This is a genomic window from Streptomyces sp. NBC_00234, assembly GCF_036195325.1.
Taxonomy (GTDB): Bacteria; Actinomycetota; Actinomycetes; order Streptomycetales; family Streptomycetaceae; genus Streptomyces.
This window is the reverse complement of sequence record NZ_CP108101.1, coordinates 1,838,904-1,865,854: the sequence shown is the minus strand read 5'-3', so window position 1 is coordinate 1,865,854 and position 26,951 is coordinate 1,838,904. Positions and strand designations below refer to the sequence as shown.

General features: G+C 72.1%; 24 protein-coding genes and 1 riboswitch. Of the genes, 8 read left to right on the top strand and 16 right to left on the bottom strand.

Features of this window, described 5'->3' with window-relative positions; genetic code table 11:
• Positions 1–53 precede the first annotated feature (53 nt).
• From OG230_RS08110 to OG230_RS08085, 6 genes are all read right to left on the bottom strand, one after another.
• Entirely contained in the window at positions 54–1,064 is a 1,011-nt protein-coding gene (locus tag OG230_RS08110; RefSeq protein WP_328909451.1) for a VOC family protein, read from the bottom strand.
• Positions 1,065–1,149: 85 nt separating this feature from the next.
• Positions 1,150–2,043, bottom strand: a complete 894-nt coding sequence (gene thpD / locus OG230_RS08105; RefSeq protein WP_328909450.1) for an ectoine hydroxylase — start codon at positions 2,041–2,043, stop codon at positions 1,150–1,152.
• 3 nt (positions 2,044–2,046) lie between these two features.
• Complete coding sequence (locus tag OG230_RS08100; protein ID WP_123469128.1) at positions 2,047–2,445, bottom strand: ectoine synthase; 399 nt, start codon at positions 2,443–2,445, stop codon at positions 2,047–2,049.
• A 64-nt stretch (positions 2,446–2,509) separates the two neighbouring features.
• Complete coding sequence (gene ectB, locus OG230_RS08095) at positions 2,510–3,778, bottom strand: diaminobutyrate--2-oxoglutarate transaminase (RefSeq protein ID WP_328909449.1); 1,269 nt, start codon at positions 3,776–3,778, stop codon at positions 2,510–2,512.
• 89 nt (positions 3,779–3,867) lie between these two features.
• Complete coding sequence (gene ectA, locus OG230_RS08090) at positions 3,868–4,332, bottom strand: diaminobutyrate acetyltransferase (RefSeq protein ID WP_443051513.1); 465 nt, start codon at positions 4,330–4,332, stop codon at positions 3,868–3,870.
• A 383-nt stretch (positions 4,333–4,715) separates the two neighbouring features.
• The gene (locus OG230_RS08085; RefSeq protein ID WP_328909447.1) at positions 4,716–5,822 is read right to left on the bottom strand and encodes a pyridoxal-phosphate-dependent aminotransferase family protein; all 1,107 of its coding nucleotides are present in this window, start codon (positions 5,820–5,822) and stop codon (positions 4,716–4,718) included.
• A 104-nt stretch (positions 5,823–5,926) separates the two neighbouring features.
• Between OG230_RS08085 and OG230_RS08080 the strand changes: the two genes are divergently transcribed.
• Together OG230_RS08080 and OG230_RS08075 are read left to right on the top strand one after the other, a co-directional pair.
• Positions 5,927–7,027 (top strand): amidohydrolase family protein, encoded by a 1,101-nt coding sequence (locus OG230_RS08080; protein ID WP_328909446.1) that lies wholly within the window; start codon positions 5,927–5,929, stop codon positions 7,025–7,027.
• 322 nt (positions 7,028–7,349) lie between these two features.
• A complete protein-coding gene (locus OG230_RS08075) occupies positions 7,350–8,348 on the top strand; it encodes an SCO1860 family LAETG-anchored protein (RefSeq protein WP_328909445.1) in 999 nt (332 codons plus the stop codon).
• 56 nt (positions 8,349–8,404) lie between these two features.
• On the opposite strand, the gene cobC is transcribed toward OG230_RS08075, so the two are convergent.
• The gene (gene cobC, locus OG230_RS08070) at positions 8,405–9,946 is read right to left on the bottom strand and encodes an Rv2231c family pyridoxal phosphate-dependent protein CobC (RefSeq protein WP_328909444.1); all 1,542 of its coding nucleotides are present in this window, start codon (positions 9,944–9,946) and stop codon (positions 8,405–8,407) included.
• Positions 9,947–10,056: 110 nt separating this feature from the next.
• On the opposite strand from cobC, the gene OG230_RS08065 reads away from it, so the two are divergent.
• A complete protein-coding gene (locus OG230_RS08065) occupies positions 10,057–10,779 on the top strand; it encodes a ZIP family metal transporter (RefSeq protein WP_328909443.1) in 723 nt (240 codons plus the stop codon).
• A 46-nt stretch (positions 10,780–10,825) separates the two neighbouring features.
• On the opposite strand, the gene OG230_RS08060 is transcribed toward OG230_RS08065, so the two are convergent.
• The 7 genes from OG230_RS08060 to OG230_RS08030 form a co-directional block, all read right to left on the bottom strand.
• The gene (locus OG230_RS08060) at positions 10,826–12,184 is read right to left on the bottom strand and encodes a cobyrinate a,c-diamide synthase (RefSeq protein ID WP_328909442.1); all 1,359 of its coding nucleotides are present in this window, start codon (positions 12,182–12,184) and stop codon (positions 10,826–10,828) included.
• Complete coding sequence (gene cobO, locus OG230_RS08055) at positions 12,178–12,777, bottom strand: cob(I)yrinic acid a,c-diamide adenosyltransferase (protein WP_328909441.1); 600 nt, start codon at positions 12,775–12,777, stop codon at positions 12,178–12,180. The genes OG230_RS08060 and cobO overlap by 7 nt, the downstream gene beginning before the upstream one ends.
• Positions 12,777–14,813, bottom strand: a complete 2,037-nt coding sequence (locus OG230_RS08050) for a putative cobaltochelatase (RefSeq protein WP_328909440.1) — start codon at positions 14,811–14,813, stop codon at positions 12,777–12,779. The genes cobO and OG230_RS08050 overlap by 1 nt, the downstream gene beginning before the upstream one ends.
• The gene (locus OG230_RS08045; RefSeq protein WP_328909439.1) at positions 14,810–16,435 is read right to left on the bottom strand and encodes a cobyric acid synthase; all 1,626 of its coding nucleotides are present in this window, start codon (positions 16,433–16,435) and stop codon (positions 14,810–14,812) included. Before OG230_RS08045 ends, OG230_RS08050 begins: the two co-directional genes overlap by 4 nt.
• On the bottom strand, positions 16,432–17,376 hold the full coding sequence (locus OG230_RS08040; protein WP_328909438.1) for a cobalamin biosynthesis protein: 945 nt from the start codon (positions 17,374–17,376) through the stop codon (positions 16,432–16,434). Before OG230_RS08040 ends, OG230_RS08045 begins: the two co-directional genes overlap by 4 nt.
• A gap of 119 nt (positions 17,377–17,495) precedes the next feature.
• Positions 17,496–17,687: riboswitch (cobalamin riboswitch) on the bottom strand.
• A 95-nt stretch (positions 17,688–17,782) separates the two neighbouring features.
• A complete protein-coding gene (locus OG230_RS08035; protein WP_328909437.1) occupies positions 17,783–18,013 on the bottom strand; it encodes a hypothetical protein in 231 nt (76 codons plus the stop codon).
• A gap of 19 nt (positions 18,014–18,032) precedes the next feature.
• Positions 18,033–19,295: an inorganic phosphate transporter gene (locus OG230_RS08030; RefSeq protein WP_328909436.1), complete on the bottom strand. Its 1,263-nt coding sequence runs from the start codon at positions 19,293–19,295 to the stop codon at positions 18,033–18,035.
• A 276-nt stretch (positions 19,296–19,571) separates the two neighbouring features.
• Here OG230_RS08030 and OG230_RS08025 point away from each other — a divergent pair, with 276 nt between their 5' ends.
• From OG230_RS08025 to OG230_RS08015, 3 genes are all read left to right on the top strand, one after another.
• The gene (locus tag OG230_RS08025) at positions 19,572–20,231 is read left to right on the top strand and encodes a class II aldolase/adducin family protein (RefSeq protein WP_328909435.1); all 660 of its coding nucleotides are present in this window, start codon (positions 19,572–19,574) and stop codon (positions 20,229–20,231) included.
• A gap of 80 nt (positions 20,232–20,311) precedes the next feature.
• Positions 20,312–21,439, top strand: coding sequence for an alpha/beta hydrolase (locus OG230_RS08020; RefSeq protein WP_328909434.1), 1,128 nt, complete (start codon positions 20,312–20,314; stop codon positions 21,437–21,439).
• Between the two features lie 185 nt (positions 21,440–21,624).
• Positions 21,625–22,941: a hypothetical protein gene (locus OG230_RS08015; RefSeq protein WP_328911342.1), complete on the top strand. Its 1,317-nt coding sequence runs from the start codon at positions 21,625–21,627 to the stop codon at positions 22,939–22,941.
• A gap of 66 nt (positions 22,942–23,007) precedes the next feature.
• Here OG230_RS08015 and OG230_RS08010 read toward each other — a convergent pair whose 3' ends face one another.
• Together OG230_RS08010 and ypfJ are read right to left on the bottom strand one after the other, a co-directional pair.
• Entirely contained in the window at positions 23,008–23,421 is a 414-nt protein-coding gene (locus OG230_RS08010; protein ID WP_328909433.1) for a VOC family protein, read from the bottom strand.
• 110 nt (positions 23,422–23,531) lie between these two features.
• Entirely contained in the window at positions 23,532–24,422 is an 891-nt protein-coding gene (ypfJ, locus tag OG230_RS08005) for a KPN_02809 family neutral zinc metallopeptidase (protein WP_328911341.1), read from the bottom strand.
• 201 nt (positions 24,423–24,623) lie between these two features.
• Between ypfJ and OG230_RS08000 the strand changes: the two genes are divergently transcribed.
• Together OG230_RS08000 and OG230_RS07995 are read left to right on the top strand one after the other, a co-directional pair.
• A complete protein-coding gene (locus tag OG230_RS08000; RefSeq protein ID WP_328909432.1) occupies positions 24,624–26,222 on the top strand; it encodes an ABC-F family ATP-binding cassette domain-containing protein in 1,599 nt (532 codons plus the stop codon).
• A 363-nt stretch (positions 26,223–26,585) separates the two neighbouring features.
• The gene (locus tag OG230_RS07995; RefSeq protein ID WP_328909431.1) at positions 26,586–26,807 is read left to right on the top strand and encodes a helix-turn-helix domain-containing protein; all 222 of its coding nucleotides are present in this window, start codon (positions 26,586–26,588) and stop codon (positions 26,805–26,807) included.
• Positions 26,808–26,951 lie beyond the last annotated feature (144 nt).

Genomic DNA, 26,951 nt, shown 5'->3' with positions numbered 1-26,951 from the left:
CTCCCTGATCCGGCCTGATCCAAACGAAAGACCCTAGGTCGTTCCCGGCCTGATCAGCCGAGCGGCGCGCCCTGCCACCGCCAGGACGTCACCCGCTCGCGGCCGGGCAGTTCGGCGCGGCCGGTGGACCAGAGCAGGACGGTCCACCGGTCCTCGTCGGCCGGGGCGTCGGGGAAGAGCCGGGCCAGGACCCGGTCGCACAGGTCGGCGGGCGGCGCCCAGGTGATGCCGAGCCCCTCGGCGAGGTCGTGGGTGTGCACCAGCGTCTCCACGACGCCCATGGCCGCGAATCCCTCCGCGTCGGAGATCCCGTACCCGTGGTACGAGCGGACCTCCGGAGCGGTCGTGCGGACCATCGCCGACAGCAGCGCGCCGCACGCCTCCAGGGTCTGGAGCAGCCCGGCGGTTCCGGACGAGGGGTCGGCGAAGACCGCGTTCGCGGGACCTCCCTCGCGCCGCCGGTCCCAGTGGAAGGAGACCTCGCCGTCCAGCGGGGGCGTCCGGGGCCCCAGTTGGGCCGCGTACGCGAAGAGGTCGTCGTTCAGGTGTTCCACCGTCTCCCAGCAGGTCCACGTGAGCGTCCCCGCCGGAATGTGCCAGTCCGCCGCCGGGGACTCCTGGAGCGCGTCCACCGCGAGACGCACCGCCGCGGTCACGTCGTCCGCGGTGACCGGCAGCCGGGTCCCGGACAGCCGGGCCCGTTCGGCGGCACTGCACTCCACACAGAACTCGTTGCCCTCGGGGTCGGCCAGGGTCGCCCAGCCGCGCCCGTTCGGCCTGCGGTGATCGCCGACCAGCGTGGCGCCGAGCGCCAGCAGCCGCTCCACCTCCTCGTCCCGCGTGCGGTCGGTGGGCTGGATGTCGAGGTGGATCCGGTTCTTGGTGCTCTTCGCCTCGGGCACGGACACGAACAGCAGGGCGGCGCCCGGGGCCTCGACAAGCGCCTCGGGATCACCGGGCACGTCGTCGTCGGACAGCGGAGCACGCAGCACCTCGGACCAGAAGGTCGCCAGCTTGTAGGCGTCGGCGCAGTCGATGGTGATGTGGCGTACGAGTGAAGTCATGGGCGCCACTGTCGCCTCTCGGATGTCCCGGGTCCAATCGGTTTCGGGCGGGAGCGCCGCCCCCGCCCGAAACAGTGCCGGTGCGTCACTTCACCGGGGTGAAGTCCCGTGCCCCGATGAACTCCGGGCGGCGGACCGGCGCCGCGAAGGGCTCCCGCGCCGCGTTCTCCACGCTGTTGAAGACGATGAAGACGTTGCTGCGCGGGTACGGGGTGATGTTGTCCCCCGAGCCGTGCATGCAGTTGCAGTCGAACCAGGTCGCCGAACCGGCCGCGCCCGTGAAGAGCTTGATGCCGTGCCGGTCGGCCATCTTCGTCAGCGCCTCGTCGGACGGGGTCCCCGCGTCCTGCATCTGCAGCGACTTCTTGTAGTTGTCCCGCGGTGTCTCGCCGGCGCACGCGAGGAACGACTTGTGCGAACCGGGCATGATCATCAGCCCGCCGTTGGTGTCGTGGTTCTCGGTCAGCGCGATCGAGACGGAGACGGTCCGCATGTTCGGCAGGCCGTCCTCGGCGTGCCAGGTCTCGAAGTCCGAGTGCCAGTAGAAGCCCGAAGCCCCGAAGCCGGGCTTGACGTTGATCCGTGACTGGTGGACGTACACGTCCGAGCCGAGGATCTGGCGGGCCCGGCCCACCACCCGCTCGTCGCTGACCAGCCGCGCGAAGACCTCGCTGAGCCGGTGCACCTCGAAGACCGAACGCACCTTCTGCGACGTCGGCTCGATGATGGAGCGTTCGTCGGCCCGCACCGCGGGATCGGCGATCAGCCGCTCCAGTTCGGCGTGGTGGACGGCTACCTCGTCCGGCGTGAGCAACTGGTCGACGGTGAGGAATCCGTCCCGTTCGAACCCCTGGAGGTCCTTCACGGTGACCGGCCCGGGTGCGCCGGGCGCGGACCAGATGACCGGGTCCTGGCGGGGAGTGGTCATCTCGGCGGCGCCGCGCGATGGGTACAGGTCTGCGCGAACATCGGTGGTCATGGTTCAGCCCTCCTCGGTCAGCAGCGGATAGACACCGTTCTCGTCGTGGTCCTCCCGTCCGGTGACGGGAGGGTTGAAGACGCAGACGCAGCGGAAGTCGGTCTTGGGGCGCAGCGTGTGGTGCTCGTGCCCGTTCAGCAGGTACATCGTGCCGGGGGCGATCCAGTGCTTCTCGCCGGTCTCGTCGTTGGTGAGCTCGGCCTCGCCCTCGGTGCACAGCACGGCCTCGATGTGGTTCGCGTACCACATCGACGTCTCCGTGCCCGCGTACAGCACGGTCTCGTGGAGCGAGAAGCCCACCTTCTCCTTGGCGAGCACGATGCGCTTGCTCTCCCAGGTGCCGGAGGCGGCCTTCACATGCCGGTCGGTGTTCTCGATGTCACTGAACGATCGGACGATCACGGTGGGTTGGTGCCTTTCTCTCTGCGGTGGTGCTTCTTCGGGCCCGGCCCGGAGTCGGTCCGGGTCAGGCGGTCTCACGGACGGAGCGGGCCAGCGTGCGCAGGCCCTCGTCCAGCTCGTCGGGGGTGACGGTCAGCGGCGGCAGCAGCTTCACGACCTCGCTCTGCGGACCCGAGGTCTCCAGGAGCAGCCCCAGCTCGAACGCGCGGGCGCAGACCGCGGTGGCGCGGGCGGGGTCGGGGAACTCCAGGCCCCAGACGAGGCCGCGGCCACGGAAGTGCCCGCCCGCCGAGGGGTTCTCGTCGCAGATCGCCAGCAGCGCCTGCTCGACCTGCTCGCCGCGGGCCAGGGTCTGCTTCTCCATCTGGCCGTCCGCCCAGTAGGCGTCGAGCGCGGCGGCGGCCGTCACGAAGGCCGGGTTGTTGCCGCGGAAGGTGCCGTTGTGCTCGCCCGGCTCCCAGATGTCCAGCTCCGGCTTGAACAGGCAGAGGGACATGGGCAGTCCGTAGCCGCTGATCGACTTGGACAGCGTGACGATGTCCGGCGTGATCCCGGCCTCCTCGAAGGAGAAGAAGCCGCCGGTACGGCCGCAGCCCATCTGGATGTCGTCGACGATCAGCAGCATGTCCTGGCGGTGGCACAGCTCCTGGAGCGCGCGCAGCCACTCGGCGCGGGCCACGTTGATGCCGCCCTCGCCCTGGACGGTCTCCACGATCACGGCGGCGGGCTTGTTGAGCCCGGATCCCTGGTCCTCCAGGAGCCGCTCGAACCAGAGGAAGTCCGGCACCTGGCCGTCGAAGTAGTTGTCGAACGGCATCGGCGTGCCGTGCACCAGCGGGATGCCGGCGCCGGCCCGCTTGAACGCGTTGCCGGTGACGGCGAGCGAACCGAGCGACATGCCGTGGAAGGCGTTGGTGAACGAGACGACGGACTCGCGGCCCTTGACCTTACGGGCCAGCTTCAGCGCCGACTCGACGGCGTTGGTGCCGGTCGGGCCGGGGAACATCACCTTGTACGGCAGGTCGCGCGGGCGCAGGATCACGTTCTGGAAGGTCTCCAGGAAGGCGCGCTTGGCCGTGGTCGCCATGTCCAGGCCGTGGGTGATGCCGTCGCGCTCGATGTAGTCGATCAGCGCGCGTTTCAGCACCGGGTTGTTGTGGCCGTAGTTGAGCGAGCCGGCACCGGCGAAGAAGTCGAGGTAGGAGTGGCCGTCCTCGTCCGTCAGCCGGGCGCCCTGCGCACGGTCGAAGACCGCGGGCCAGCTGCGGCAGTAGCTCCGTACCTCCGATTCCAGGGTTTCGAAGACACTGAGGGCGGGCGGGGTGATGGTCACGGCGGATCTCCTGCGTGTGAGGGGGGTGGTGTGACGGGCTGCGCCCGGCACGGTGCTCGGCGGTGCCGCGGGGATGCTCGGTCCGGCGCTCAGACGTGGAACGGGCCGATGCGGTACAGCACCTCCGGCAGGTGCGTTCCCTCGGGGAACAGCCCGCCGTCGAAGAGCACCTCGCGTTCCAGGGCCACGTCGTGGCGGAGCGCGTAGGAGGTGAACAGCCGGTCGGACGCGGTGTTGTCCGGGGTGACGGTCGTCTCGACCCCGGCCAGGCCCTGGTCGGCCGCGACCCGCGTGGTCAGCGCGTCCAGCAGGGTGGCTGCCAGTCCCTTCCCGCGGTGCCCCTGGTCGACGGCCACCTGCCAGACGACGAGCGTCTGCGGGCGGTCGGGGCGGATGTATCCCGTCACGAAGGCGATGGCGTCGCCGTTCTCGTCGCGGGCCACCACGGAGGTCGCCGCGAAGTCACGGCACCACAGCAGGTAGCTGTACGAGGAGTTGAGGTCCAGGACCTCGGAGTCGCGGGCAATGCGCCAGATCGCGGCTCCGTCCTCCACTCGCGGGGTGTCGATACTGATGAATTCGCTTCGGGCACGTGCAAAATCTGCTGGTGCTGCGGTCATGCGAATTGAATTTACCCAGCAAAAATCAAAATTGCATCGAGGGAAGGGGTTGGGTGAATGACCTCGTTGTGTTATCACGCGGGCGCGTGCCTTCGCGCGAATCGCTGGCAACTTCTCACCATTTGACCGGAATTTATCCGGCATAACGCCTGCCGTGTGGAGTCGGTCACAGCGCTGTAACTCCGCGGAGACCTGCCCGAATTACGAAGATCGGGCTTGTTGAAGCTCTAACGTTTAGGGTCGGGGAAAGCGGGCAGAAGAATGCGGGGAGCTGCTCTCGATAAAGCAGCTCCCCGCATTCGTGAATTCTTGTGGATTTATTCGTTCGGCCAGGTTTCCGACACGGCCTTGCGGGCAGCCTCGAAATCGACCTGCCGGCCCGTGCCGGCGAGCGCCGACCCCAGAGCCGCGAGCGAGGACAGCACCGCACCCCGCGTCGCGTCCACACCGTAGTGATTGACCCGGATCATCTCCTTGGACAGCGCCCCGCCACCCGCGATCAGCGGCAGCGAGGGGTCGGCCGCGAGCGCCCGTGCGACCAGCGAGGCGGCGTCGACTCCCGCCGGGGCGCGCAGCGTCGTGGCGACCGGCGCCGCCTCACGGGCGTCCGCGACATACGGCTCCAGGCCCCCGCCGAGCGCCGTGGCGCCCGCCCGGGTCGCCGCGGCGGCCCGGGCGTGCCGGCTGATCAGCGCGTCGAGGCCCTCGTTCTCGATCCGCTCCACGCACGCTTCGAGCGCCAGCATCTCCAGCTGCGCGGGCGCGTGCAGCAGCGTGGTGCGGCCACCGTCGATCCAGCGCTCCTTCCAGTCCAGGAGGGAGAGGTAGGAGCGGCGCGGAGCCTGCGGGTTGGCGGCGATGCGCTCCCAGGCGCGCTCGCTCACCGACACCGCCGACACCCCGGCGGGCCCGCCCATCGCCTTCTGCGCGCCGATCACGCACAGGTCGACGCCCCAGGCGTCGGGCAGCAGCGGCTCGGCGCCCACCGAGGCGACGGCGTCCAGCATGAACAGCGCGCCGTGCGCCCGGACCACCTCACCGATCTCGGCGACCGGGTTGGTGTTGCCGGTCGCCGCCTCGGCGTGGACCAGGGAGACGAAGTCGATCTCCGGGTGCTCGGCCAGCGCCTGCGCGACCTGGTCGGCTGTGACCGCCGTGTGGAAGGGCACCGTCAGGTCGACGACCGCGGCACCGCAGTCCCGCAGCCAGTTCCCGAAGGTCTGCCCGTAGGGCCCCGTGACGACGTTCAGCGCGGTCGAGCCGGGCCGCGCGCCGCCCCGGATGCAGCCTTCGAGGGGCAGCAGCGCCTCGCCCTGCATGATGACGACGTCCGCCTGCGTGGCGAGGAGACCGGCCACCCGCCGCTCGACGGCCGCGAAGTGCGCGGCGGTGAGCGGGGCGAGGTCGAGGAAGGGGTGCGTCACGGTGGTGCTCTCTTCGGATCGGTCGGTGGTTCGGTGTGCGGTCAGCCGTCCGCGTACGAACAGTGCTTGGTCGAGGGTACCGAGGGCCTCGTACAGTGCCGCGTATGAGCGATCACGAAGAGCCGCAGGTGCTGCGGGTGAAGGGGCGGGTGCTCGTCGGTCCGGACGAGGTCCGGGACGAACTGTGGGCCGTCGGCGGGCGGATCACCTACGAGCGGCCACCGGGCGCCGACGACGCGGTGACCGTCACCGGCTGGGCGCTGCCGGGCCTGGTGGACGCGCACTGCCATGTCGGCCTGGACCACCACGGCCCCGTCGACGAGGCGACCAGCGAGAAGCAGGCCCTCACCGACCGGGAGGCCGGCACGCTGCTCATCCGGGACGCCGGATCACCGTCCGACACCCGGTGGATCGACGACCGCGAGGACCTGCCGAAGATCATCAGGGCCGGCCGCCACATCGCCAGGACCCGCCGGTACATCCGCAACTACGCCCATGAGATCGAGCCCGGCGACCTGGTCGCCTACGTGGCCCGCGAGGCCCGGCGCGGCGACGGCTGGGTGAAGCTGGTCGGTGACTGGATCGACCGGGACGCCGGGGACCTGACGGCGTGCTGGCCGCGCGCCGAGGTCGAGGCGGCTATCGCCGAGGCGCACCGGCTGGGCGCCCGGGTCACCGCCCACTGTTTCGCCGAGGCGGCGCTGCGCGACCTCGTGGAGGCCGGGATCGACTGCATCGAGCACGCGACCGGGCTGACCGAGGACACCATCCCGCTCTTCGCCGAGCGCGGCGTGGCGATCGTCCCGACCCTGGTCAACATCGCCACGTTCCCGGAACTGGCGGCGGGCGGCGAGGCGAAGTTCCCCCGGTGGTCGGCCCATATGCGCCGGCTCCACGAGCGCCGCTACGAGACCGTGCGCTCCGCGTACGACGCGGGCATCCCGGTCTTCGTCGGCACCGACGCGGGCGGCTCGCTGGCCCACGGTCTGGTGGCGGCCGAGGTCGCCGAACTGGTCAGGGCCGGCATCCCGCCCGTCGAGGCCCTGTCGGCGACGGCCTGGGGCGCCCGGCAGTGGCTCGGCCGCCCGGTCCTGGAGGAGGGCGCCCCGGCCGACCTGGTGGTGTACGACGAGGACCCGCGCGCCGACGTACGGGTGCTGGCGGCGCCCCGCAGGATCGTGCTGAACGGGCGGCCGATCGGCTGACCCGGCCGCCCGGCCGGTGCGGCGCCGTGTTGACAGCCAGTGACCGGGGTGGGTGCGTCTCGTTGGAACACTTCTGCGCGCACCCCCTTCGTCGACCGCCGCACCACGCGCGTTCAGTGAAACGGGTGACTCCGGGGAACGCACGTGCCGGAACAATTCGAATACGCACACGGAAACCCCCCTTTGGGGTGAACTCACTTCAGGTATCCACCAGTTCACCCTCCGTGCGTAAAGATTCACGGAGTCGAGGCCACCGGCGCCCGCGATGTCCCCCATTGGGCAGCGCCGGTGGCTCCATGTCTCTTGTGGGGGTTCCACCATCTTGAACAGCAACACCTTCCGCCTCGCCGCCCTGGCGGTCGCCGCCGCTCCCGTCGCGTTGCTTGCCGCCGTTCCCGCGCAGGCCGCCACGGCGACCACGGTCACCGGCGACGGAAAGGCGAGCGCGGTCGTGCTCCGTACCGCGCTCGATGTCTCACTCGTCAACAAGACGATCAACGTTCCGCTGAAGGCCACGCTCAACGAGGTGCAGGCTCCCGCGAGTGCCGAGAAGACCGCGCTCAGCGTCGAACTCGACGGTGTGGACGGCGGAAACCCCTTCAGCCTCCTGAAGGCCGACGTGGCCACGGCGGAGGCGACCGTCGACGAGCACCGGGCCGAGGGCCGCTCGAACCTCGCGAAGGCCACGGTCCATGTGCCCGGACTGCCGGCCCTCTCGCTCATCGAGGTCGAGAAGGTCACCTCCAGCGCCGTCTGCGAGGTCGGGAAGACGCCGGTCGCGGAGTCGAACGTGCTCGGGCACGTCTCGGTCCTCGGCAAGAAGATCACGCTCACCGCAGGCGGAACGACACGGGTGGACGTGCCCGCCGTCGGTGAGGTGACCCTCGACCTGTCGAAGACCAGCACCACCTCACGTACCGCCGCGGCCGTCGCGTTGCAGCTCAAGGTCGCCGTGAACCCGCTCGACCTCAACGTCGCCGAGGTGAACGGAGAGGTGACGCTGGCCGAGGCGACCTGCGAGACGCCGAAGACCCCCGAGAAGCCGGGCGGCACCGACGGCGGCTCCTCCGGCAACGGCGGTGCGACCGGCGGAACATCCGGCGGTGCGACCGGTGGATCGACCGACGGAGCCACCGGCGGTTCGAGCGGGGGCGAGGTGAAGCCGCAGACCGGCTCCGACCCCGCCCCGGCCGCCGAGGAGCCGAACCTCGCGGAGACCGGCGGCAGTTCCACGACGCCGTACATCGCGGGCGGAGCGGCTCTGCTGCTGGCCGTGGGCGCGGCGGCCACCGTGGTGGCCCGCAGGCGCACCCAGGGCTGACAGGGGCTGCCTGGACGGGCCGTGGAGGAACCGGCCCGTCCAGGCAGGGAGACCACTCAGCCCACGGGTCTCCGGGGCAGCGCCTGGAGTGCCTGGTCGAACGCCTGGAGGAAGCGGTTGGTCGTCACACGGTCGCGTACGGCCAGCCGCAGCCACTCGGGCCCGAGCCCCGGGAAGGTGTCCCCGCGCCGGGCGGCGAACCCGAGCGACCGCAGCCGCTCCCGGATCTCCGCCGCCCGGTCCACCCGGATCAGGACGAACGGTCCCTCGGCGGGCTCCGCCACCCGTACCTCGGCGAACTCCGCCAGCCCGGCCAGCAGATGGGCCCGGTCCACCGCGATCCGGCCGGCCGCGTCCGCGGCCTCGGCCAGCGCCCGCGGTTCCATGCACGCCTCGGCCGCCGCCAGCGCCGGCGAGGACACCGGCCACAGCGGCTGCGCCTCCTGGAGGACGGCGATCGTCTCCGGTGCGGCCAGCACGTAACCGATCCGGAGCCCGGCGAGCCCCCAGGTCTTGGTGAGACTGCGCAGGACGACGAGCCCGGGAACGTCCGTACGCCCGCACAGCGCCTCCCGCTCGCCCGGCACCGCGTCCATGAACGCCTCGTCGACCACCAGCGTCCGCCCCGGGCGGGCCAACTTCTCCAGCGCGCCCGCCGGGTGGAGCACCGACGTCGGATTGGTCGGATTGCCGATCACCACCAGATCGGCGTCGTCGGGCACCGCCGCCGGATCGAGTGGGAAGCCGTCCTCGGGGCGCAGGAGCACCCGTCCCACCTCGTGCCCGGCCGCCCGCAGCGCGGCCTCCGGCTCGGTGAACTGCGGGTGCACGACGACCGGCCGCCGGGCGGGCAGCGCCCGGGCGATCAGGACGAACGCCTCGGCCGCGCCCGCCGTCAGCAGCACCCGCTCCACGGGCAGCCCGTGCCGGGCGGCGACGGCGGCCCGCGCGGGCCGACCGTCCGGATAGGCGGCCAGCGAGCCCAGTGACCCGGCTATCCGCTCCCGCAGCCAGTCGGGCGGCGTTCCGGTGCGCACGTTCACTGCGAGGTCGGTCAGGTCCCGGCCGCGTACTTCCGCGTCACCGTGGTGGCGCAGATCGGGGCCGGCGACGTCGATGTCCTTCGTGGGGGGGTTCATGGCAGCCATGGTGAACGGCTCCGCCCCGTACGTCACGGGTGGGGCGGACATCGATTCGGCGACGGATCGCCGGGCCACCGCGCAGGTCGCCGAAGAGGCCCGCCCCGGCCCCGGGGCCGACTTCGTTTTCGGGACCAGCAGTTCGCCCCCGCCGATCAGCGCGGCGGCCTCCGCCACCGACGGCGTACCCGCCGCCTCCCGTACCGCGCCGGAGGGATGCGGCACGCGGACCCGGGCCAGCTCACGCGCCGCGTGGGCGCGCACCGGCACCCCGAGCCCGGCCGCCGCGCCCACGATCCCCGGCTCGTCGGCCTTCGAGTCGACGGTGGCCAGCTCCACGACGTCGTCGGCGCGGAGCCCGGCCGCGCGGAGGGTCCCGACGACCAGTTCCAGCACCTCGTCGGCCGGAGCGCCCTTGCGGGCGCCGACGCCCACGACGAGGGAGGCGGGGTGATGCACGGTACGGAGTCCTTTCGTACGCGGACCCGCGCGCCACGGGCCGCGGGAGCCAAGGCGGGCGTGGGGGTCCTGAGATGCGCGCGAGGGGCCCGATCGGCTAGCAAGGGGCCATGGCGGTGTTCGTCGCGCTCGGCGCGTTCCTGATGACTCTGGCCGGCGGCTGGGTCGCTCAACGCGTCACGGACCGCCGCCACCTGGTGCTCGGCCTCGCGGGCGGGCTGATGCTCGGCGTGGTCGGGCTCGACCTCCTGCCGGAGGCGATCGAGGCCGCGGGCAACGAGGTGTTCGGTGTCCCGGCCGCCCTTCTGCTGTTCGTGGGCGGCTTCCTGGTGGCCCATCTGGTCGAGAGGCTGCTGGCCGGACGCCATGCGGCGCACGGCGCGGGCGACGAACGGGTGCCGCAGGTCGGCCTGACGGCAGCGGCGGCGATGGTGGGCCACAGCCTGATGGACGGCATCGCGCTCGGCGCGGCGTTCCAGGTCGGCGGCGGGATGGGCGTCGCCGTCGCACTCGCCGTCATCACCCATGACTTCGCCGACGGATTCAACACGTACACGCTCACCAGGCTCTACGGGAACGAACGCCGCAAGGCCCTGTTGATGCTCTTCGCCGATGCGCTGGCCCCGATCGTGGGCGCGGCGACGACCCTGCTGTTCACCCTTCCGGAGGAACTGCTCGGCTGCTATCTCGGCTTCTTCGGCGGGGCCCTGCTCTACCTCGCCGCCGCCGAGATCCTGCCCGAGGCGCACCACACCCACCCGGCCCGCTCGACGCTGCTCTGCACCGTCGCAGGGGTGGGCTTCATCTGGCTGGTCGTGGGCATCGCCGAGTGAGTGCGGCGCCGCCCGACGGACCGCGGCGCCCGCACTCATCCGCCGTTCACCCCCGGCACATCTCCACGAAGCGCCCGGCCACACCGGGCGAGGCCGCCCAGTGCGTGTGCAGATAGCTCGCGTGCACGCCCCCCTGCACGAACCCCTCCACGCGCCGTTCGGGCTGGTGCATCCCCCAGGCCGGCGTGGCCCCGGCACCGGGCTCCAGCACCGTCCGGTGGAACTCGTGCCCGCGCATCCGGGTCCCCGCCACCGCCAGCACGCTGTCGGACACGGCGACCGCCTGCCGGTATCCGAGCGTCAGCCGCTCCGACATCCGGGCCTCGGCGTCCAGCACCCCGCACATCGGCCGGCCGTCCAGCTCGCGCGCCAGGTACAGCAGCCCGGCGCACTCGGCGGCCACCGGGGCGCCGGTGCGCGCCAGTTCCGTCACCGCCCGGCGCAGCGGTTCGTTCGCCGACAGCTCCGGCGCGTACATCTCGGGGAAGCCGCCCCCCACGACCAGGCCCGAGGTGCCCGCGGGAAGCTTCTCGTCGCGCAGCGGATCGAAGAGCACCACCTCGGCGCCCGCCGCCGACAGCAGCTCGGCATGCTCGGCGTAGGCGAACGTGAACGCGGCCCCGCCCGCCACGGCGACCACCGGCCGCTCACCCGACACCGGCACCTCGCCCGCGACCGGCCGGGGCTCCCAGGCATCGTCCGGCAGCGGCGGCGCCGTCCGGGCCAGCGCCATCAGGGCGTCCAGATCGCAGCCGGCCCTGACCCTTTCGGCCATCGCCCGTACGGCATCGACGGCGTCCGTGGCCCGCTCGGCCACCGGGACGAGCCCGAGATGGCGCGACGGCGTCGCCATCTGCGCGGACCGCCGCAGCACCCCGAGCACCGGCAGCCCCGACTCGTCGAGCGCTTCGCGCAACAGCGCCTCGTGCCGGTCCGACGCCACCTTGTTCAGGATCACCCCGCCGATCCGCACCTGCGGGTCCCAGGAGGCGAAACCGTGCACCAGCGCGGCGACCGAGCGGGACTGCGAGGAGGCGTCGACCACGAGCACCACGGGCGCCCGCAACAGCTTCGACACCTGTGCGGTCGACGCCAGTTCGCCCTGGCCCGACGCACCGTCGTACAGCCCCATGACGCCCTCGACCACGGCGAGGTCGCAGCCGTCCGCCCCATGGGCGAACAGCGGGGCGATCAGCTCCGGACCGCACATGTACGCGTCGAGATTGCGGCCGGGGCGGCCGGTCGCCAGCGCGTGGTAGCCCGGGTCTATGTAGTCCGGGCCCACCTTGTGCGGGGACACCGCGAGCCCCCGGCCGGCGAAGGCCGCCATCAGCCCCGTGGCGACGGTGGTCTTGCCGCTGCCGGATGCCGGGGCGGCTATGACCAGACGCGGAACACTCACCACTCGATGCCCCTCTGGCCCTTCTGACCGGCGTCCATCGGGTGCTTGACCTTCGACATGTCGGTCACCAGGTCGGCGGCCTCGACGAGCTTGTCCGGAGCGTTGCGCCCCGTGATCACCACGTGCTGCGTGCCGGGACGGTCGCGCATCACCTGGACCACCTCGTCGGTGTCGATCCAGCCCCAGTGCATCGGATAGGCGAACTCGTCGAGGACGTACAGCTTGTAGGTCTCGGCGGCCAGGTCGCGCTTGACCTGCTCCCAGCCCTCGCGGGCCTTCTCCTCGTTGTCGAGCTGGTTGTCCCTCTGGACCCAGGACCAGCCCTCGCCCATCTTGTGCCAGTCGACGGTGCCGCCCTCGCCGCTCGCCCCCAGCACCTTCAGGGCGTTCTCCTCGCCGACCTTCCACTTCGCCGACTTCACGAACTGGAAGACGCCGATCGGCCAGCCCTGATTCCAGGCGCGCAGCGCGAGCCCGAACGCCGCCGTGGACTTGCCCTTGCCGACGCCCGTGTGGACGAACAGCAGCGGACGGTTGCGCCGCTGACGGGTGGTGAGTCCGTCGTCCGGCACCGATGTCGGCTGTCCCTGTGGCATTACGCGGCCCTCCCGGCTGCAGATACGTCCTTCACGAGTCCGACGATCGTGTCGGCCCGCAGTTCGTCGAGCGTGACGGCGCTGCCGCCCAGATCCCTGGCGAGCTGTGCTGCGAGACCGAGCCGTACGATCCCCGACTCGCAGTCCACGACGACGGACGCGGTGCCTTCGGCGGCGTGCAGCCGTCCGGCCCGTGCCGCCAGCGCCAGCGGGTCGGGACCCCCCGTCGCCCGCCCGTCCGTCACCACGAGGAGCAACGGCCGCCGCGAGGGGTCGCGCAGCCGCTCCACCCGCAGCACGTCGTGTGCCTTCAGCAGCCCGGCACCCAGCGGGGTGCGCCCGCCGGTCGGCAGCGACTCCAGCCGTGCGGCGGCGGCGTCCACCGACGAGGTCGGGGGCAGCACCACCTCGGCGTCCTTGCCCCGGAAGGTGATCAGGCCGACCTTGTCCCTCCGCTGGTACGCGTCCAGCAGCAGCGACATCACCGCGCCCTTCACGGCGCTCATCCGCTGCCGGGCCGCCATCGACCCGGAGGCGTCCACGACGAACAGCACGAGATTCCCCTCGCGCCCCTCCCGCGTGGCCTGCCGCAGATCGTCGCGCCGGACCACGAGACCCCGGCCCGACCGGCCCCTGGCACGCTGGTGCGGTGCCGCAGCCTGCACGGTCGCCGCCAGGTGCAGCTTCGTCAGCGCCCCCTGGGGCCGCCGCGCCCCGGTCGTACGGCCGTGCTCGGTGCGTGCCCGGGACCGCCGCCCCGCCGCGCCCTCGCCCAGCCCCGGCACGCTCAGCATCTTCGTACGGAACGGCTCGGCGGCCCGTACGGGCTGCTGTTCACCGCCGGACGTGCGCCCCTGCCCCTGCCCTTGTCCGGGCGCGTCGCTGTCGCCCGAAGGCGCCCGGTCCGGCGTGTCGGCCCCGGCGGGACCCTCGGGCCCGTCGCTCTGCGGCGGAACCCCGCCGCCACCGCCACCGCCGTCACCGGGCCCGTCGGGGTCCGGGTCGTTGTCGCCCTCGCCCTCGTCCCGGGCGGCGTCCCGGAGCGTGTCGTCCAGCTTGTCCTCGTCGAGCCCCGGCGCGTCGAAGGGATTGCGCCTGCGCCGGTGGGGGAGTGCGAGCAGCGCCGCCCGGCGCACGTCCTCGGCGAGCACGTCCTCGCGCCCCGCCCAGGCGGCGAGCGCCGTGGCGGTGCGGGCCATGACGATGTCGGCGCGCATCCCGTCGACCTCGAAGGCCGCGCAGGTCGCCGCGATCTGCCGCAACACGCCGTCGCCCAGGACGACATGGGGGAGCAGGGCGCGCGCGGAGGCGATCCGGTCCCGCAACTCCCGTTCCTCGTCGGCCCATCGGGCGGCGAATCCGGCCGGGTCGTCGTCGTAGGCCAGCCGGCGCCGTACGACCTCGACCCGCTGATCGGTGTCGCGGGAGGCCGCGACCTCGACGGTGAGCCCGAACCGGTCCAGCAACTGCGGTCGCAGTTCGCCCTCTTCGGGGTTCATCGTCCCGACGAGGAGGAAGCGTGCCGCGTGCCGTACGGAGACGCCCTCGCGCTCCACGTACGAGGCACCCATGGCCGCCGCGTCGAGCAGCAGGTCCACCAGGTGGTCGTGGAGCAGGTTGACCTCGTCGACGTAGAGGATGCCGCGGTGCGCGTCGGCGAGGAGCCCCGGCTCGAACGCCTTCACGCCCTCGGAGAGCGCCCGCTCGATGTCCAGCGCCCCGACGAGCCGGTCCTCGGAGGCCCCGACCGGCAGCTCGACGGTCCGCGCGGCCCGCGACACACCGCCCCCGGCCTCGTGGGGCCCGTCGGGACACGCCGGGTCGGGGGTGACCGGATCACAGGAGAACCGGCACCCCGGAACCACGGAGACCTCGGGCATGAGCGCCGCGAGGGCGCGCACGGCGGTGGACTTGGCGGTTCCCTTCTCCCCGCGGACGAGGACCCCGCCGACGGCCGGACTGACGGCGTTCAGCAGGAGCCCGAGCCGCAGATCGTCCTGTCCGACGATGGCGGTGAAGGGATACGGCGTACTCACAGAGTCTCCTTTTCGACTACGTGTGTCCGGTCGGGCGCTCCGGCCGCGTTCCCGGCCGGCTCCGGAACCTCCGGCGTTCGAGGACCGGGGGCCGCTGCGGAGCCCCGGTCCGGCACCGCCGGTGCCCCCGGCGCGATGAACGGCAGCCCCCGCGGCGCCCCGCCCTCGATCAGCCGCCACAGCGCGTCCGTGTCCGCGTGCCCCTCGATCAGATCCCCGAGCCGGTCCAGCTGCTCCTCGCGCAGCTGCTCGAAACTCGTGTCCGGGGCGGGCACGAACCGCCGCCCGGCAGCCCGCGCGACCTCCGTGAGGAACCGCCGCCGGAACGCGTCGCTCTCCAGCGAGCCGTGCCAGTGCGTCCCCCACACCGAGCCCACCCGGCACCCGTCCAGGAACGGTTCCCCGCCCCGCACGTCGGCGATGCCGTGGTGGATCTCGTACCCCTCGACCGGTTCCCCGAGCGCTTCGCCGACCGGTCGGGCCAGCGTCTTGGCCTTCTCGAACCGGATGCGCACCGGCAGCAGTCCGAGCCCGTCGACCTGCCCGGCCCGCGATTCCACGTCGTCCTCGATGTGCTCACCGAGCACCTGGAAGCCGCCGCAGATCCCCAGCACCGGGCGCCCTTCGGCGGCCCTCCGCACCAGCGCGTCCGCCAGGCCCCGTTCGCGCAGCCACGCCAGCGCCTTCACCGTGCCGCGGGTACCGGGCACGATCACCAGGTCCGCGTCGGCCAGTTCCTCCGCCCGGTCCACGAACCGCACCACGACGCCGGGCTCCGCGGCCAGCGCGTCCACATCGGTGAAGTTCGACATCAGCGGCACGGCGCACACCGCGACCCGCAGGACGTCCTCGCCGTGCGGCGCGGTGACGGCGGACTCCCGTACGGCGCCGCGCAGCGACACCCGCAGTCCGTCCTCCTCGTCGATGCCGAGCCCGTGGGCGAACGGCAGCACCCCGTACGTCCGCCGCCCCGTGAGCTCGTACAGCATGTCGAGGCCCGGTTCGAGCAAGGAGACGTCACCCCGGAACTTGTTGACGAGATAGCCGGCGACCAGCGCCTGGTCCTCGGCGCTCAGCAGGGCCGTCGTACCGAAGAACGAGGCGAAGACACCCCCGCGGTCGATGTCCCCGACCACCAGCACCGGGAACCGCGCGGCCCGCGCGACGCCCATGTTCACGATGTCCGTACGCCGCAGGTTGATCTCGGCCGGACTGCCCGCCCCTTCGCAGATCACGGCGTCATACGTGCCCCGGAGCTGCTCCAGACAGTCCACGACGGTCCCGAGCAGCGACTCCTGCCGCCCCCCGTGGTAGCCGCGCGCGCTCATCTCGCCGACGGGCCTGCCCATCAGGACGACCTGACTGGACCGGTCGCTGCCGGGCTTCAGCAGCACCGGGTTCATCAGCGCGGTCGGCTCCACCCGGGCGGCCTGTGCCTGCATGGCCTGGGCGCGCCCGATCTCCGCACCCTCGCGGGTGACGAAGGAGTTGAGCGACATGTTCTGCGCCTTGAAGGGGGCGACCTTCACCCCCTGCCGCACCAGCCACCGGCAGATCCCCGCCGTGACGACGCTCTTGCCCGCGTCCGATGTGGTCCCCGCGACCAGCAGCCCGCCGCTCATATCCGTCTCCGTCCCGCGATCAGCCGTCCGGCCACACAGACGCCGAGGGCCAGCGCACTCACCCGGCGCGACAGCCGCACCGCGCGTTCGATGTCCGCGGTCTCCACCGCGCGGCCGGCCGCCCCGTTGAGCACCGGCCGGTGCTCGGTCCGCCCGCCGTACGCGAGGGTCCCGCCGAGGCGTACGCCGAGGGCGCCCGCGAACGAGGCCTCGACCGGACCCGCGTTGGGGCTCGGGTGCTTGCCCGCGTCCGCACGCCAGGCCCGTACCGCCTGCCGTGGCCGCCCCCCGACGGCCACGGCGAGTGCGGCGGTGAGGCGGGCGCCGGGCCAGCCCGCGACGTCGTCGAGGCGGGCCGAGGCCCACCCGTACCGGCGGTACTGGGGCGACTTGTGCCCGACCATGGCGTCGAGGGTGTTGACGGCCCGGAAGGCGACGAGGCCGGGCACTCCGCCCAGCGCACCCCAGACGAGGGCACCGACGACGGCGTCCGAGGTGTTCTCGGCGACGGACTCGACCACGGCGCGGGCGATCTGGGGCCCGTCGAGGGAGTGCGGGTCGCGTCCGCAGAGATGCGGCAGCCGCTCCCGGGCCACGTCGACGTCCCCGGCGGCGAGCGCGCCGCCGATGGCGCGGGCCTCGCGGCCCAGTGAGGTGCCGCCGATGACGGACCAGGTGGTGGCGGCGGTCAGCGCGACGGCGAGGGCGGGCCGGTCGCGGACGGCGCGGGCGGCGAGCGCGGCGGCGCCCGCGGCGCCTCCGGCGCAGACGAGCGTGTGGAGGGCACCCCACCCGCGGTGGTCGCGCCACAGCCGGTTCTCGACCTCTGCGGCGGTCAGCCCGAACGCGGCGACGGGGTGTCCCCGGCGGGGATCACCCAGCAGCAGATCGCCGATCAGACCGGCCGTGGCGCCGTACGCGAAGATGCGGTCGGCACGCAAGGCTCAGCCCGCCGATGCACGGGTCGTTCTGATGGCAGGTGACACAGGATCGGGTGACACAGGATCGGGCGCACAGCGGCCGGGCATGGCATATGTCCTCACTCAGGGTCCGCGCCCTGGTTCGACGTGACCGGCGACGAGAGTCTCCTGGCTTCCGGATCCGCAGTTCCCCCCGGCCTTCCAGTCCGCGGACGGACCGTGACTTCCGGTGTGGGGGGAGTGCTCCCCGGTGACAGTGGCGGGACCGCGCCGGATTCGCACCGGCTTCCTCTTCTGTCGCCGTAAACGGCACGGGCAGTCCACCACGCTGTGCGAACGCCCGTCAACTCGCAGTTGACCTGCGGGGAGCCCCGCAGGCCAACGGCGATTTCGTACATATGTGGCCGCGGGTACGGCGGCCGTCGCGTCAGACGACGATCAGATAGATCCCGTAGGCGACCGCGGCTGCGCAGAGCCCGAAGCAGGCGTACGCGGCGGTGCGGGCCAGCGCGAGCGTGCCGCCGGAGCTGCCGGCCGAGGCCGCCGACGCCTGCTTGGAGAGGCCGACGATGCCGAGGGTGAAGAGGCCGACGAGCGCCACGGTGACCACGAGGCTGACGCCGAAGACGGAGGCGAGAGCTGCCCAGTCGATTTTCATGGTGGTGTTCCCTGCCCTGTCAGACCGTGGCCGGGCGGGCCGGGTCGGCGGTGGTACCGGCCGGGGCCGGGATGGTGGTCTTGATCTCCATGGCCGCGGTGCCGGTGGGCGGCGGGGTGACGGCCGCCATGGCCGTCGTGACGACGCCCGCGGGCTCGGGCTCGCCGTGCTGGCCGTCCGTCACGTTGGTGTGGTCGACCGGCTTGCGGCGCGACAGCAGCCAGATGGCACCGGAGCCCGCGACGAGCAGGACGGCGACGACGGCGACGCCCCAGCTGCCCTGCTTGGTGAGCAGCTCGGCACCCGCGCCGACCAGACCGGCGGCCGGCAGGGTCAGGCCCCAGGCGACGAACATCCGGGTGGCGGTGGACCAGCGGACCACACCGCCCTTGCGTCCGAGACCCGCGCCCATGACGGCGCCCGAGCAGGACTGGGTGGTGGAGAGGGAGAAACCGAGGTGCGAGGAGGCCAGGATGACCGTGGCCGCGCTGGTCTGGGCGGCGAAGCCCTGCGGCGGCTTGAGCTCGGTCAGGCCGCTGCCCATGGTGCGGATGATGCGCCAGCCGCCGAGGTAGGTGCCCATGGCGATGGCCACACCGGCGGAGACGATGACCCAGACCGGCGGGTTGGAGCCGGGCGCCAGGACGCCACCGGTGACCAGGGCCAGGGTGATGATGCCCATGGTCTTCTGCGCGTCGTTGGTGCCGTGGGCGAGGGAGACGAGCCCGGCCGAGGCGATCTGGCCGGCCCGGTAGCCCTTGGCGGTCGACTTCAGCTGTGCCTCGTCGGTGACCTTCCGGTTGATCCGGTACGTCAGCCTGGTGGCCAGCAGGGCCGCGAGACCGGCGACGAGCGGCGCGGCGATGGCGGGCAGCAGGACCTTGGTGACGACCGTGCCGCCGTCGATCGAGGACCAGCCCGCCGACATGACCGCGGCGCCGATGAGGCCACCGAAGAGCGCGTGCGAGGAGCTGGAGGGCAGGCCCACCAGCCAGGTCAGCAGATTCCACAGGATGGCGCCGACGAGCGCCGCGAAGATGACCTCGGTTCTGAGGCCGTCCTCGTTGACGATCCCGCCGGAGATCGTCTTGGCGACCTCCACCGACAGGAACGCGCCGATCAGGTTGAGAACGGCGGACATCGCCACCGCTGTCTTGGGCTTCAGTGCGCCGGTCGAGATGGTGGTGGCCATCGCGTTGGCGGTGTCATGGAAACCGTTCGTGAAATCGAACACGAGAGCTGTCACGATCACAATCGCAAGCAGCAGTGTGATGTGTTCCATTTACCCAGGCAATCGCTCGACGTCAGTGGCACGTGGACCGTAGGCAACCTGGGTGAACGGAAGATGAACTGGGCAGGGCGCTGTGGTGACCCTGAATGGAGTGCGGGCACTCCGCTTGTGTGGGGAGTGGGGGCGCGGCCCGTCCGTAGCCCGGTGGCGGCCCTCTTTTGGTGCCCGTTGGCGAACGTTTTCAGCCACTTTTCGCCGTTGAGGAGATCCTGGTCACCCGAGCGGCTCTCCCGGCGCCGATCCGCCCCGCACTCATAGGATTTCCGTATGAGCGATCAGCATCGGGAAGCGGTCCGGCGGGCCTGGGACGGCGTGGTGGCGACGGCGCGCAGAACGGCGGCCGACGGCCTCGTCGTCGGGACCTCGGGCAACGTGTCGGCCCGCGTCGGCGACATCGTCCTGGTCACGCCCAGCGGCGTCCCGTACGACCGGCTCGGTCCCGAGGACGCGGTCGGCGTGGACCTCGAAGGGCGCCAGGTGCTCGGCGACCTCGCCCCCACCAGCGAACTCCCGCTCCACCTGGCGGTCTACGGCAGCACCGACGCCGCCGCCGTCGTCCACACCCACGCCGTCCACGCCACGGCCGTCTCCACCCTCGTCGCCGAGGTCCCGCTCGTGCACTACGCCGCCGCGATGCTCGGCGGCCCCGTCCGCACCGCGGCCTACGCGCGGTACGGAACGCCGGAGCTGGCCGCGAACATGCTCACCGCCCTGCGCGACCGCACGGGCTGTCTGCTCCAGAACCACGGAACCGTCACCTACGGGGACACCCTCGACGAGGCGTACGACCGCACGGCCCAGCTCGAATGGCTGTGCCACCTCTGGATCACGGCCGTCTCGGTGCCCGGCCACCGGCCGAGCCTGCTCTCCGGCGCACAGCTGCGCGACGTGCAGGAAGCCCTGAAGGGCTACGGCCAGCCCGGCTGACGTCCCGGGGGAGACGGGGGCGGGCACCGGACGGCCCCCGTCCACTGGCACCCGCGCCGCGGACGCCACGACACTGGAGCATGCGCCCGGCAACAGCGACGGCAGCGGCCGTCACCACGATTCTCGGCGTCGGTGCGGCAGCGGTCGCGGCCGGCCGGTACGCCAGCGACGCCGCCCTCAAGGTGCCGTCCGGACGTCCCTTCCCCGCCGACCGCAGGCTCACCGTGCACGCCACGGCAGCCGGACAGGTCACCCTGACCCGCTCCTTCGCCGCCCTCAGGCCCGGTACGTACGGACTGGTGGGCCCGGGTGTCCACGCCGTCGTCGGCCCGGTGATCGAGGAGGCGCACCTCGGTGCCGACACCGTCGTCCGCAGACTGGAACGCGTCGTCCACGGAAGCCTGGAACCGGGCGCCAAGGTCCGGATGACCCCCGAGCTGTACGGCGGTGACCCGGGCAGCGCCCTGGGACTCGACTTCAAGGAGGTCGAGATCCCCGGCGAGCTCGGCGCCCTGCCCGCCTGGTTCGTGCCCGCCGCCCGCGACACCTGGGTCATCACCGTGCACGGCCTCGGCACGACCCGGGAACACCCCATGAACGTGATGGGCTTCCTGAACGCCCGGCACCTGCCCGTACTGGACCTGGCCTACCGCGGCGACGCCGGGGCTCCCCGGTCCCCGGACGGCCTCGGCCACCTCGGCGAGTCGGAATGGCGCGACCTGGACGCCGCCATCCGCTACGCCCTGCGCTACGGCGCGGAGAACGTCATCGTCCACGGCTGGTCCACCGGCGCGACGATGGCCCTGCACGCCGCCGTCAACTGCGCGCTCCGCGAGCGCATCAGCGGCCTCGTCCTCGACTCGCCGGTCCTCGACTGGCGGACCACCCTGCGGGCCCTCGCCTCCGCCCGCGGCGTCCCCGCCTCGCTGCTGCCCCTCGCGGTCCGTGCCGCCCAGGGCCAGACCGGCCTCCGCGGCGCCCCGCTGATGGAGACGTCCGTCCCCACGGCCCTGCACGCCCCGACGCTGATCTTCCACGGCCCCGACGACACCCTGGCCCCGTGGGCGCCGTCGCAGGAACTGGCCGCGCTCCGCCCCGACCTGGTCTCCCTGCACGCCGTACCGCAGGCTCCGCATGCGGCGATGTGGAATGCCGGCCCGGCCCGGTACGAGGAGGCGCTTCGACGCTTCCTCACCCCTCTGATGTGAGGTGTTGTGACCGATAGGCCCGGTTGGTGAGGGCCCGCCGGAGGCCCCCGAAAACCGTTGGGCGGGCTTCCGTTTGGGCTTTCGGGCCGTCAGAGGCAAGACTGCTCCCCGTGACGTCCCGTACCCCGCGCGACTCCAGGCTGCGACTTGTCCGCCCGCGACCTCTTGCCACCGCCCGCAAGGCCGTGACCACCCGGCGCACCAGGCCGGCCCCCCGCCCTCCCGAGGGCACTCCGCCCCCGGCGGAACTGGCCCGCCAGGCCAGGACCGTGCTCGCCGACGCCGTGCGGATCGCCCGCTGGGCCGCCGACGGCGCGAGCTCGGGTACGGCCCCGCTGACCGCCCACGCCCTCGACCGGGCAGCGGCAGCACTGGAACTGTCCCCGGCCCAGGTGCGGGCCGGCTGGGACCGTGCCAGGCTCGCCGGACTCGTCGAGCTGCACGGCGGCACCGTCCGCCCCGGCTGGCGGCTGCGCGCCTGGGAACGCGACGACTCCGCCGTGCTCCGCGGCTGGGTGGCGCTCTTCGACGCCTGGTCGCTCGTCCACGCCGCGCCCCGCGACATCGAGGCCACCACCGTCGCCGAAGCGGTCGAGGCGGTGCCCCAGGTGCTCTCCCTCCTCCAGCTCTCGGCGGGCCCGGTCACCGTGCCCGCGCTCCTCGACCTCCTCGGCCAGCGCGTCGCAGAACTCCACGAGGAGCGGTGCGAGGTGCCCTACGGCCCGCAGGCGGACACCGTGCCCGCGGCCACCGGCCCGCAGCCGGCCGAGCGGTCCGCCGACCTGAACGCGCTGCTGCTCGACTGGGCGCTGGAAGGGCTGGCCGCCGTCGGAGCGCTCACCCTCGGCTCCGGACACGCCACCCTGACCCCGCTCGGCAACTGGGCGGTCTGGGTCAAGCTGGAACAGATCTGCGTCGCCGCCCAGAGCCCGGCCGGCAACATCGAGCAGCCCGCGGCCGACATGCTGCTCGGCTGCGCCCGCCTCACCCCCGGCCCGGCCCGTGCCGAGTACCGGGCCTGGCTCGCCGCACGCCCCGTCGGCAGCGCCGTCACGGAACTGCTAGCCGTGGCCCGCGGCGAGGACGCCCTCCTGCGCGGCCTCGCCTTCGAAGCGCTCCGCGTCGTCGGCGCCCCCGCCGAACCCGTGGTGCGGTCCGTCGTCACCGACACGTCCCTGAGGCCCTACGCCCTGCTCTGGCTGGCCGAGTACGAGGGCACCGACCCCGACGACGCCCAGGAGGTCCTCAGCCGTGAGGAGGCCACCTGGCTCTGGGTCGACACGGCGGCGGCGGTCGCCGACCACGGCGAGACCGGACTGCTGGTGCGCCACCTCGACTCCGCCGTCCAGGGCACGGTCCCGGCCCTGCTCGACGAGATCCGAGCCGTCGGCCACCCCCGCACCGTCCAGGTACTGGTGGCCCTGGCCGCCGCACACCCGGACCCCGCGCTGGCCAAAGCCGTCCGCCGCGCCGCCTTCCAGGTCCACACCGGCGGCGCCTAGGGCCGGTCGTCCTGGAGGCGCCCGGACCGGGGCGTGCTCGCGAGCGTGTGACCAACGGCCCCGGGGTCAGTCCGAGGACCCCGGGGCGTACGTCCCGAAGCTCCACACATTGCCCTCCGCGTCCCGCGCCATGTAGTCCCGGGAGCCGTAGTCCTGGTCCGTGGGCGGCATCAGGATCTCCACCCCGTGCTCCACCGCCCGCGCGTGGTGCTCGTCGACCTCGTCCACGACGACGTACACCCCGGCCGGCCCCGCGCCCTCCATCGCCTTGGCGAAGATCCCCTCGCGCCCCTTGGAACCGAGCATCACCCTGCCGTTGCCGCAGGACAGCTCGGCGTGGAGCACGTGGCCGTTCTCCCCCTCGTACACCGCCTCCTCGGTGAAGCCGAGGGCTTGGGTCAGGGTCCTGATCGCCGCCTTCGCGTCCGCGTACAGGATGGTCGGATAGATCGTCGGTACGCCGTTCGCCGTGCCTGCCATGACGCTCACCCTTCTCTGCGTCCCACCTGCTCCGATGTGATCTGCGTCTCAGTGTTCCATCAGGCGCTGACAATTCCCTGTGCACCGCCGCCCGACACGGCGTCGGGGCCTCAGCCGAAGGTGTCGCAGCGGTCCATGTCGCCCGTGCTGTATCCGGTGGAGAACCACGCGCCGCGCTGCGCGGCCGACCCGTGGGTCCAGGACTCCGGAGTGACCCGCCCCTGGAACTTCTCCTGGATGCGGTCGTCGCCCACCGCCGACGCGGCGTCCATGCCGTCCCGGATGTCCGCCCGCGTGAGCTCGGTGATCAGCGGCCTGCCCGTCGACTCGTCCGGCGTGCTCGTCGCGTGGTGCGCCCAGACGCCGGCGTAGCAGTCCGCCTGCAGCTCCACCTTCACGGCGTTGCTGTCGGCGCCCTGCCGCCCGTCCTGCGACCTGCTCAGCGTGCCCGTCTGGTTCTGCACGTGATGGCCGTACTCGTGGGCCACCACATACGCCTGCGCGAACGGCCCGCCACCGGCGCCGAACGTGGTCCGCAGCTCCTCGAAGAAGCCCAGGTCCAGGTAGACCCTGCGGTCGCCCGGGCAGTAGAACGGCCCGACCGCCGAGCTCGCCGACCCGCAGGCCGTACCGACGCGGTCGCTGAACAGCACGGTCCGGGCGGCGCCGTACGTGCCCCCGCGCCGCTCGAATTCCTGGCGCCAGTAGTCCTGCACGCTGTTGACCACCGCCACGGTCCGGCAGTCGTCCCTGCTGTTCGCGTCCCGGCCCGTGCGGCAGCTCTGCTGGACCTGCGCCGCCGACGAGGCCGAGGCGGCGGTCTCCGGGCCGTCCGACGAGAGCCCCAGCTGCTCTGGTCCCACGCCGAAGATCAGGCCCAGGACAAGGGCGATGACGCCGACGATGCCACCGCCCATGGCGGCTCTTCCGCCCGGGAGCCGGCTGCCGCGTTCGTCCCGTACCTCGGACGTGTCCAGACCGGCGTCGTCGTCGAACTGCATCGGCACACCACCCTCGGGTCCGGCGGCGCCGAGCCGCCCTGCGCCGAGTATCAGATGGTTCGTCCCACGCAGCACGCGGAAAAGGAGTTGCACACCGCCAGTAGAATGGCCCTATGGCAATTCTCCTTGTGCATTAGACGGCGTCGAGTCGTGAACCCGTAGTCCTCCCTCCGCCGTCCATACCGCCCTGGAGTTTTCCCCGTGATCACCGCTTCCGGCATCGAGCTGCGCGCCGGCGCCCGCATCCTCATCGAGTCCGCCTCCTTCCGTATCGCCAAGGGCGACCGCATCGGCCTCGTCGGCCGCAACGGAGCGGGCAAGACGACCCTCACCAAGTGCCTCGCGGGCGAAGGAACCCCTGCGGGCGGCACTATCAGCCGCTCCGGCGAGGTCGGCTACCTGCCGCAGGACCCGCGCACCGGCGACCTCGAGGTCCTGGCCCGCGACCGCATCCTCTCCGCCCGCGGTCTCGACGCCATCCTGCGCAAGATGCGGGAGAACGAGGAGCGCATGGCCAACGGCCAGGGCGCCACCCGTGAGAAGGCGATGAAGAAGTACGAGCGCCTGGAGACGGAGTTCCTCACCAAGGGCGGGTACGCCGCCGAGGCCGAGGCCGCCACCATCGCCGCCGCGCTCAGCCTGCCCGACCGGGTGCTCGGCCAGCCCCTGCACACGCTCTCCGGCGGTCAGCGCCGACGCGTCGAACTGGCCCGCATCCTCTTCTCGGACGCCGACACCCTGCTCCTCGACGAGCCCACCAACCACCTCGACGCGGACTCGATCGTCTGGCTGCGCGACTACCTCAAGACGTACCGCGGCGGCTTCGTGGTGATCTCCCACGACGTCGAGCTCGTCGAGACCGTCGTCAACAAGGTCTTCTACCTCGACGCCAACCGCGCGCAGATCGACGTCTACAACATGGGCTGGAAGCTGTACCAGCAGCAGCGCGAGGCCGACGAGAAGCGCCGCAAGCGCGAGCGTCAGAACGCCGAGAAGAAGGCCGCGACCCTCAACGCGCAGGCCGACAAGATGCGCGCCAAGGCCACCAAGACCGTCGCCGCCCAGAACATGGCCAAGCGCGCCGACCGGCTGCTCTCGGGCCTCGAGGCCGTACGCGTCTCGGACAAGGTCGCCAAGCTGCGCTTCCCCGACCCCTCGCCGTGCGGCAAGACGCCGCTGATGGCGGAGGGCCTGTCCAAGTCGTACGGCTCGCTCGAGATCTTCACCGATGTGGATCTCGCCATCGACAAGGGATCCCGGGTCGTCATCCTGGGCCTCAACGGTGCCGGCAAGACCACCCTGCTCCGTCTCCTCGGCGGCGCCGAGAAGCCGGACACCGGCGAGGTCATCGAGGGCCACGGCCTCAAGCTCGGCTACTACGCCCAGGAGCACGAGACCCTCGACCCGGAGCGCACGGTCCTGGAGAACATGCGCTCCGCGGCGCCCGACCTCGACCTCGTCGCGGTCCGCAAGACGCTCGGTTCGTTCCTCTTCTCCGGGGACGACGTCGACAAGCCCGCCGGCGTGCTCTCCGGTGGTGAGAAGACCCGTCTCGCCCTGGCGACCCTGGTCGTCTCCTCCGCCAACGTGCTGCTCCTCGACGAGCCCACGAACAACCTCGACCCGGCCAGCCGCGAGGAGATCCTCGGCGCGCTGCGCACCTACAAGGGCGCCGTCGTTCTCGTGACGCACGACGAGGGCGCCGTGGAGGCGCTCCAGCCGGAGCGGATCATCCTGCTGCCCGACGGTGTCGAGGACCTGTGGGGCGCCGACTACCGCGACCTGGTGGCCCTGGCCTGACCGGCAGCTCCGTGAGGGTCGACACCGGCTGATCCACTCACTGATCCACTGTGTATGGATCATTCGGCCTACGTGTGATCCATCATCTGTGTGAGTGGCTCTCGTACCTCGGCGTGGCGCCCGGCAGATAGCTGCCGGGCGCAGCCATGTGGTGCCGCCGATCGCCCACGGCCCTGACCTGGCGGTTCTTCCAGCGGCTTTCCCCGCCGGCCCGCGCTGCCCTGCGGAATGTGAGATTCCGTTCGTGTTGACGTGCCTTCCGACCAGGAAACCGCTCGCAGAGACCTTGCCGAATGGGTGGCCAGGAAGCGCGAGAGGGGTGATCATGAGAGTCCAGAGCGCACTTCCTATGAGGAGGCACGGGTGGCCGAGACTCTGAAGAAGGGCAGCCGGGTTACCGGCGCCGCGCGTGACAAGCTCGCGGCAGACCTGAAGAAGAAGTACGACTCCGGTGCGAGCATCCGGGCGTTGGCCGAAGACACCGGCCGCTCCTACGGATTCGTCCACCGGATGCTCAGCGAGTCCGGAGTGACGCTGCGGGGACGCGGCGGAGCGACACGAGGCAAGAAGGCCGCTACGGCCTGACCGTCGGGCGTCGGGGCCGTTCATGGAACATGCCCCGGGACTCACCGGTAATCGTGGTGGCCACCCGGTCGACCGCAGGGTCGTCCGGGTGGTTACTGTTCAGTCACTTACCAGTGAAGTGCTGACAGCACCCGATCCGGAGGC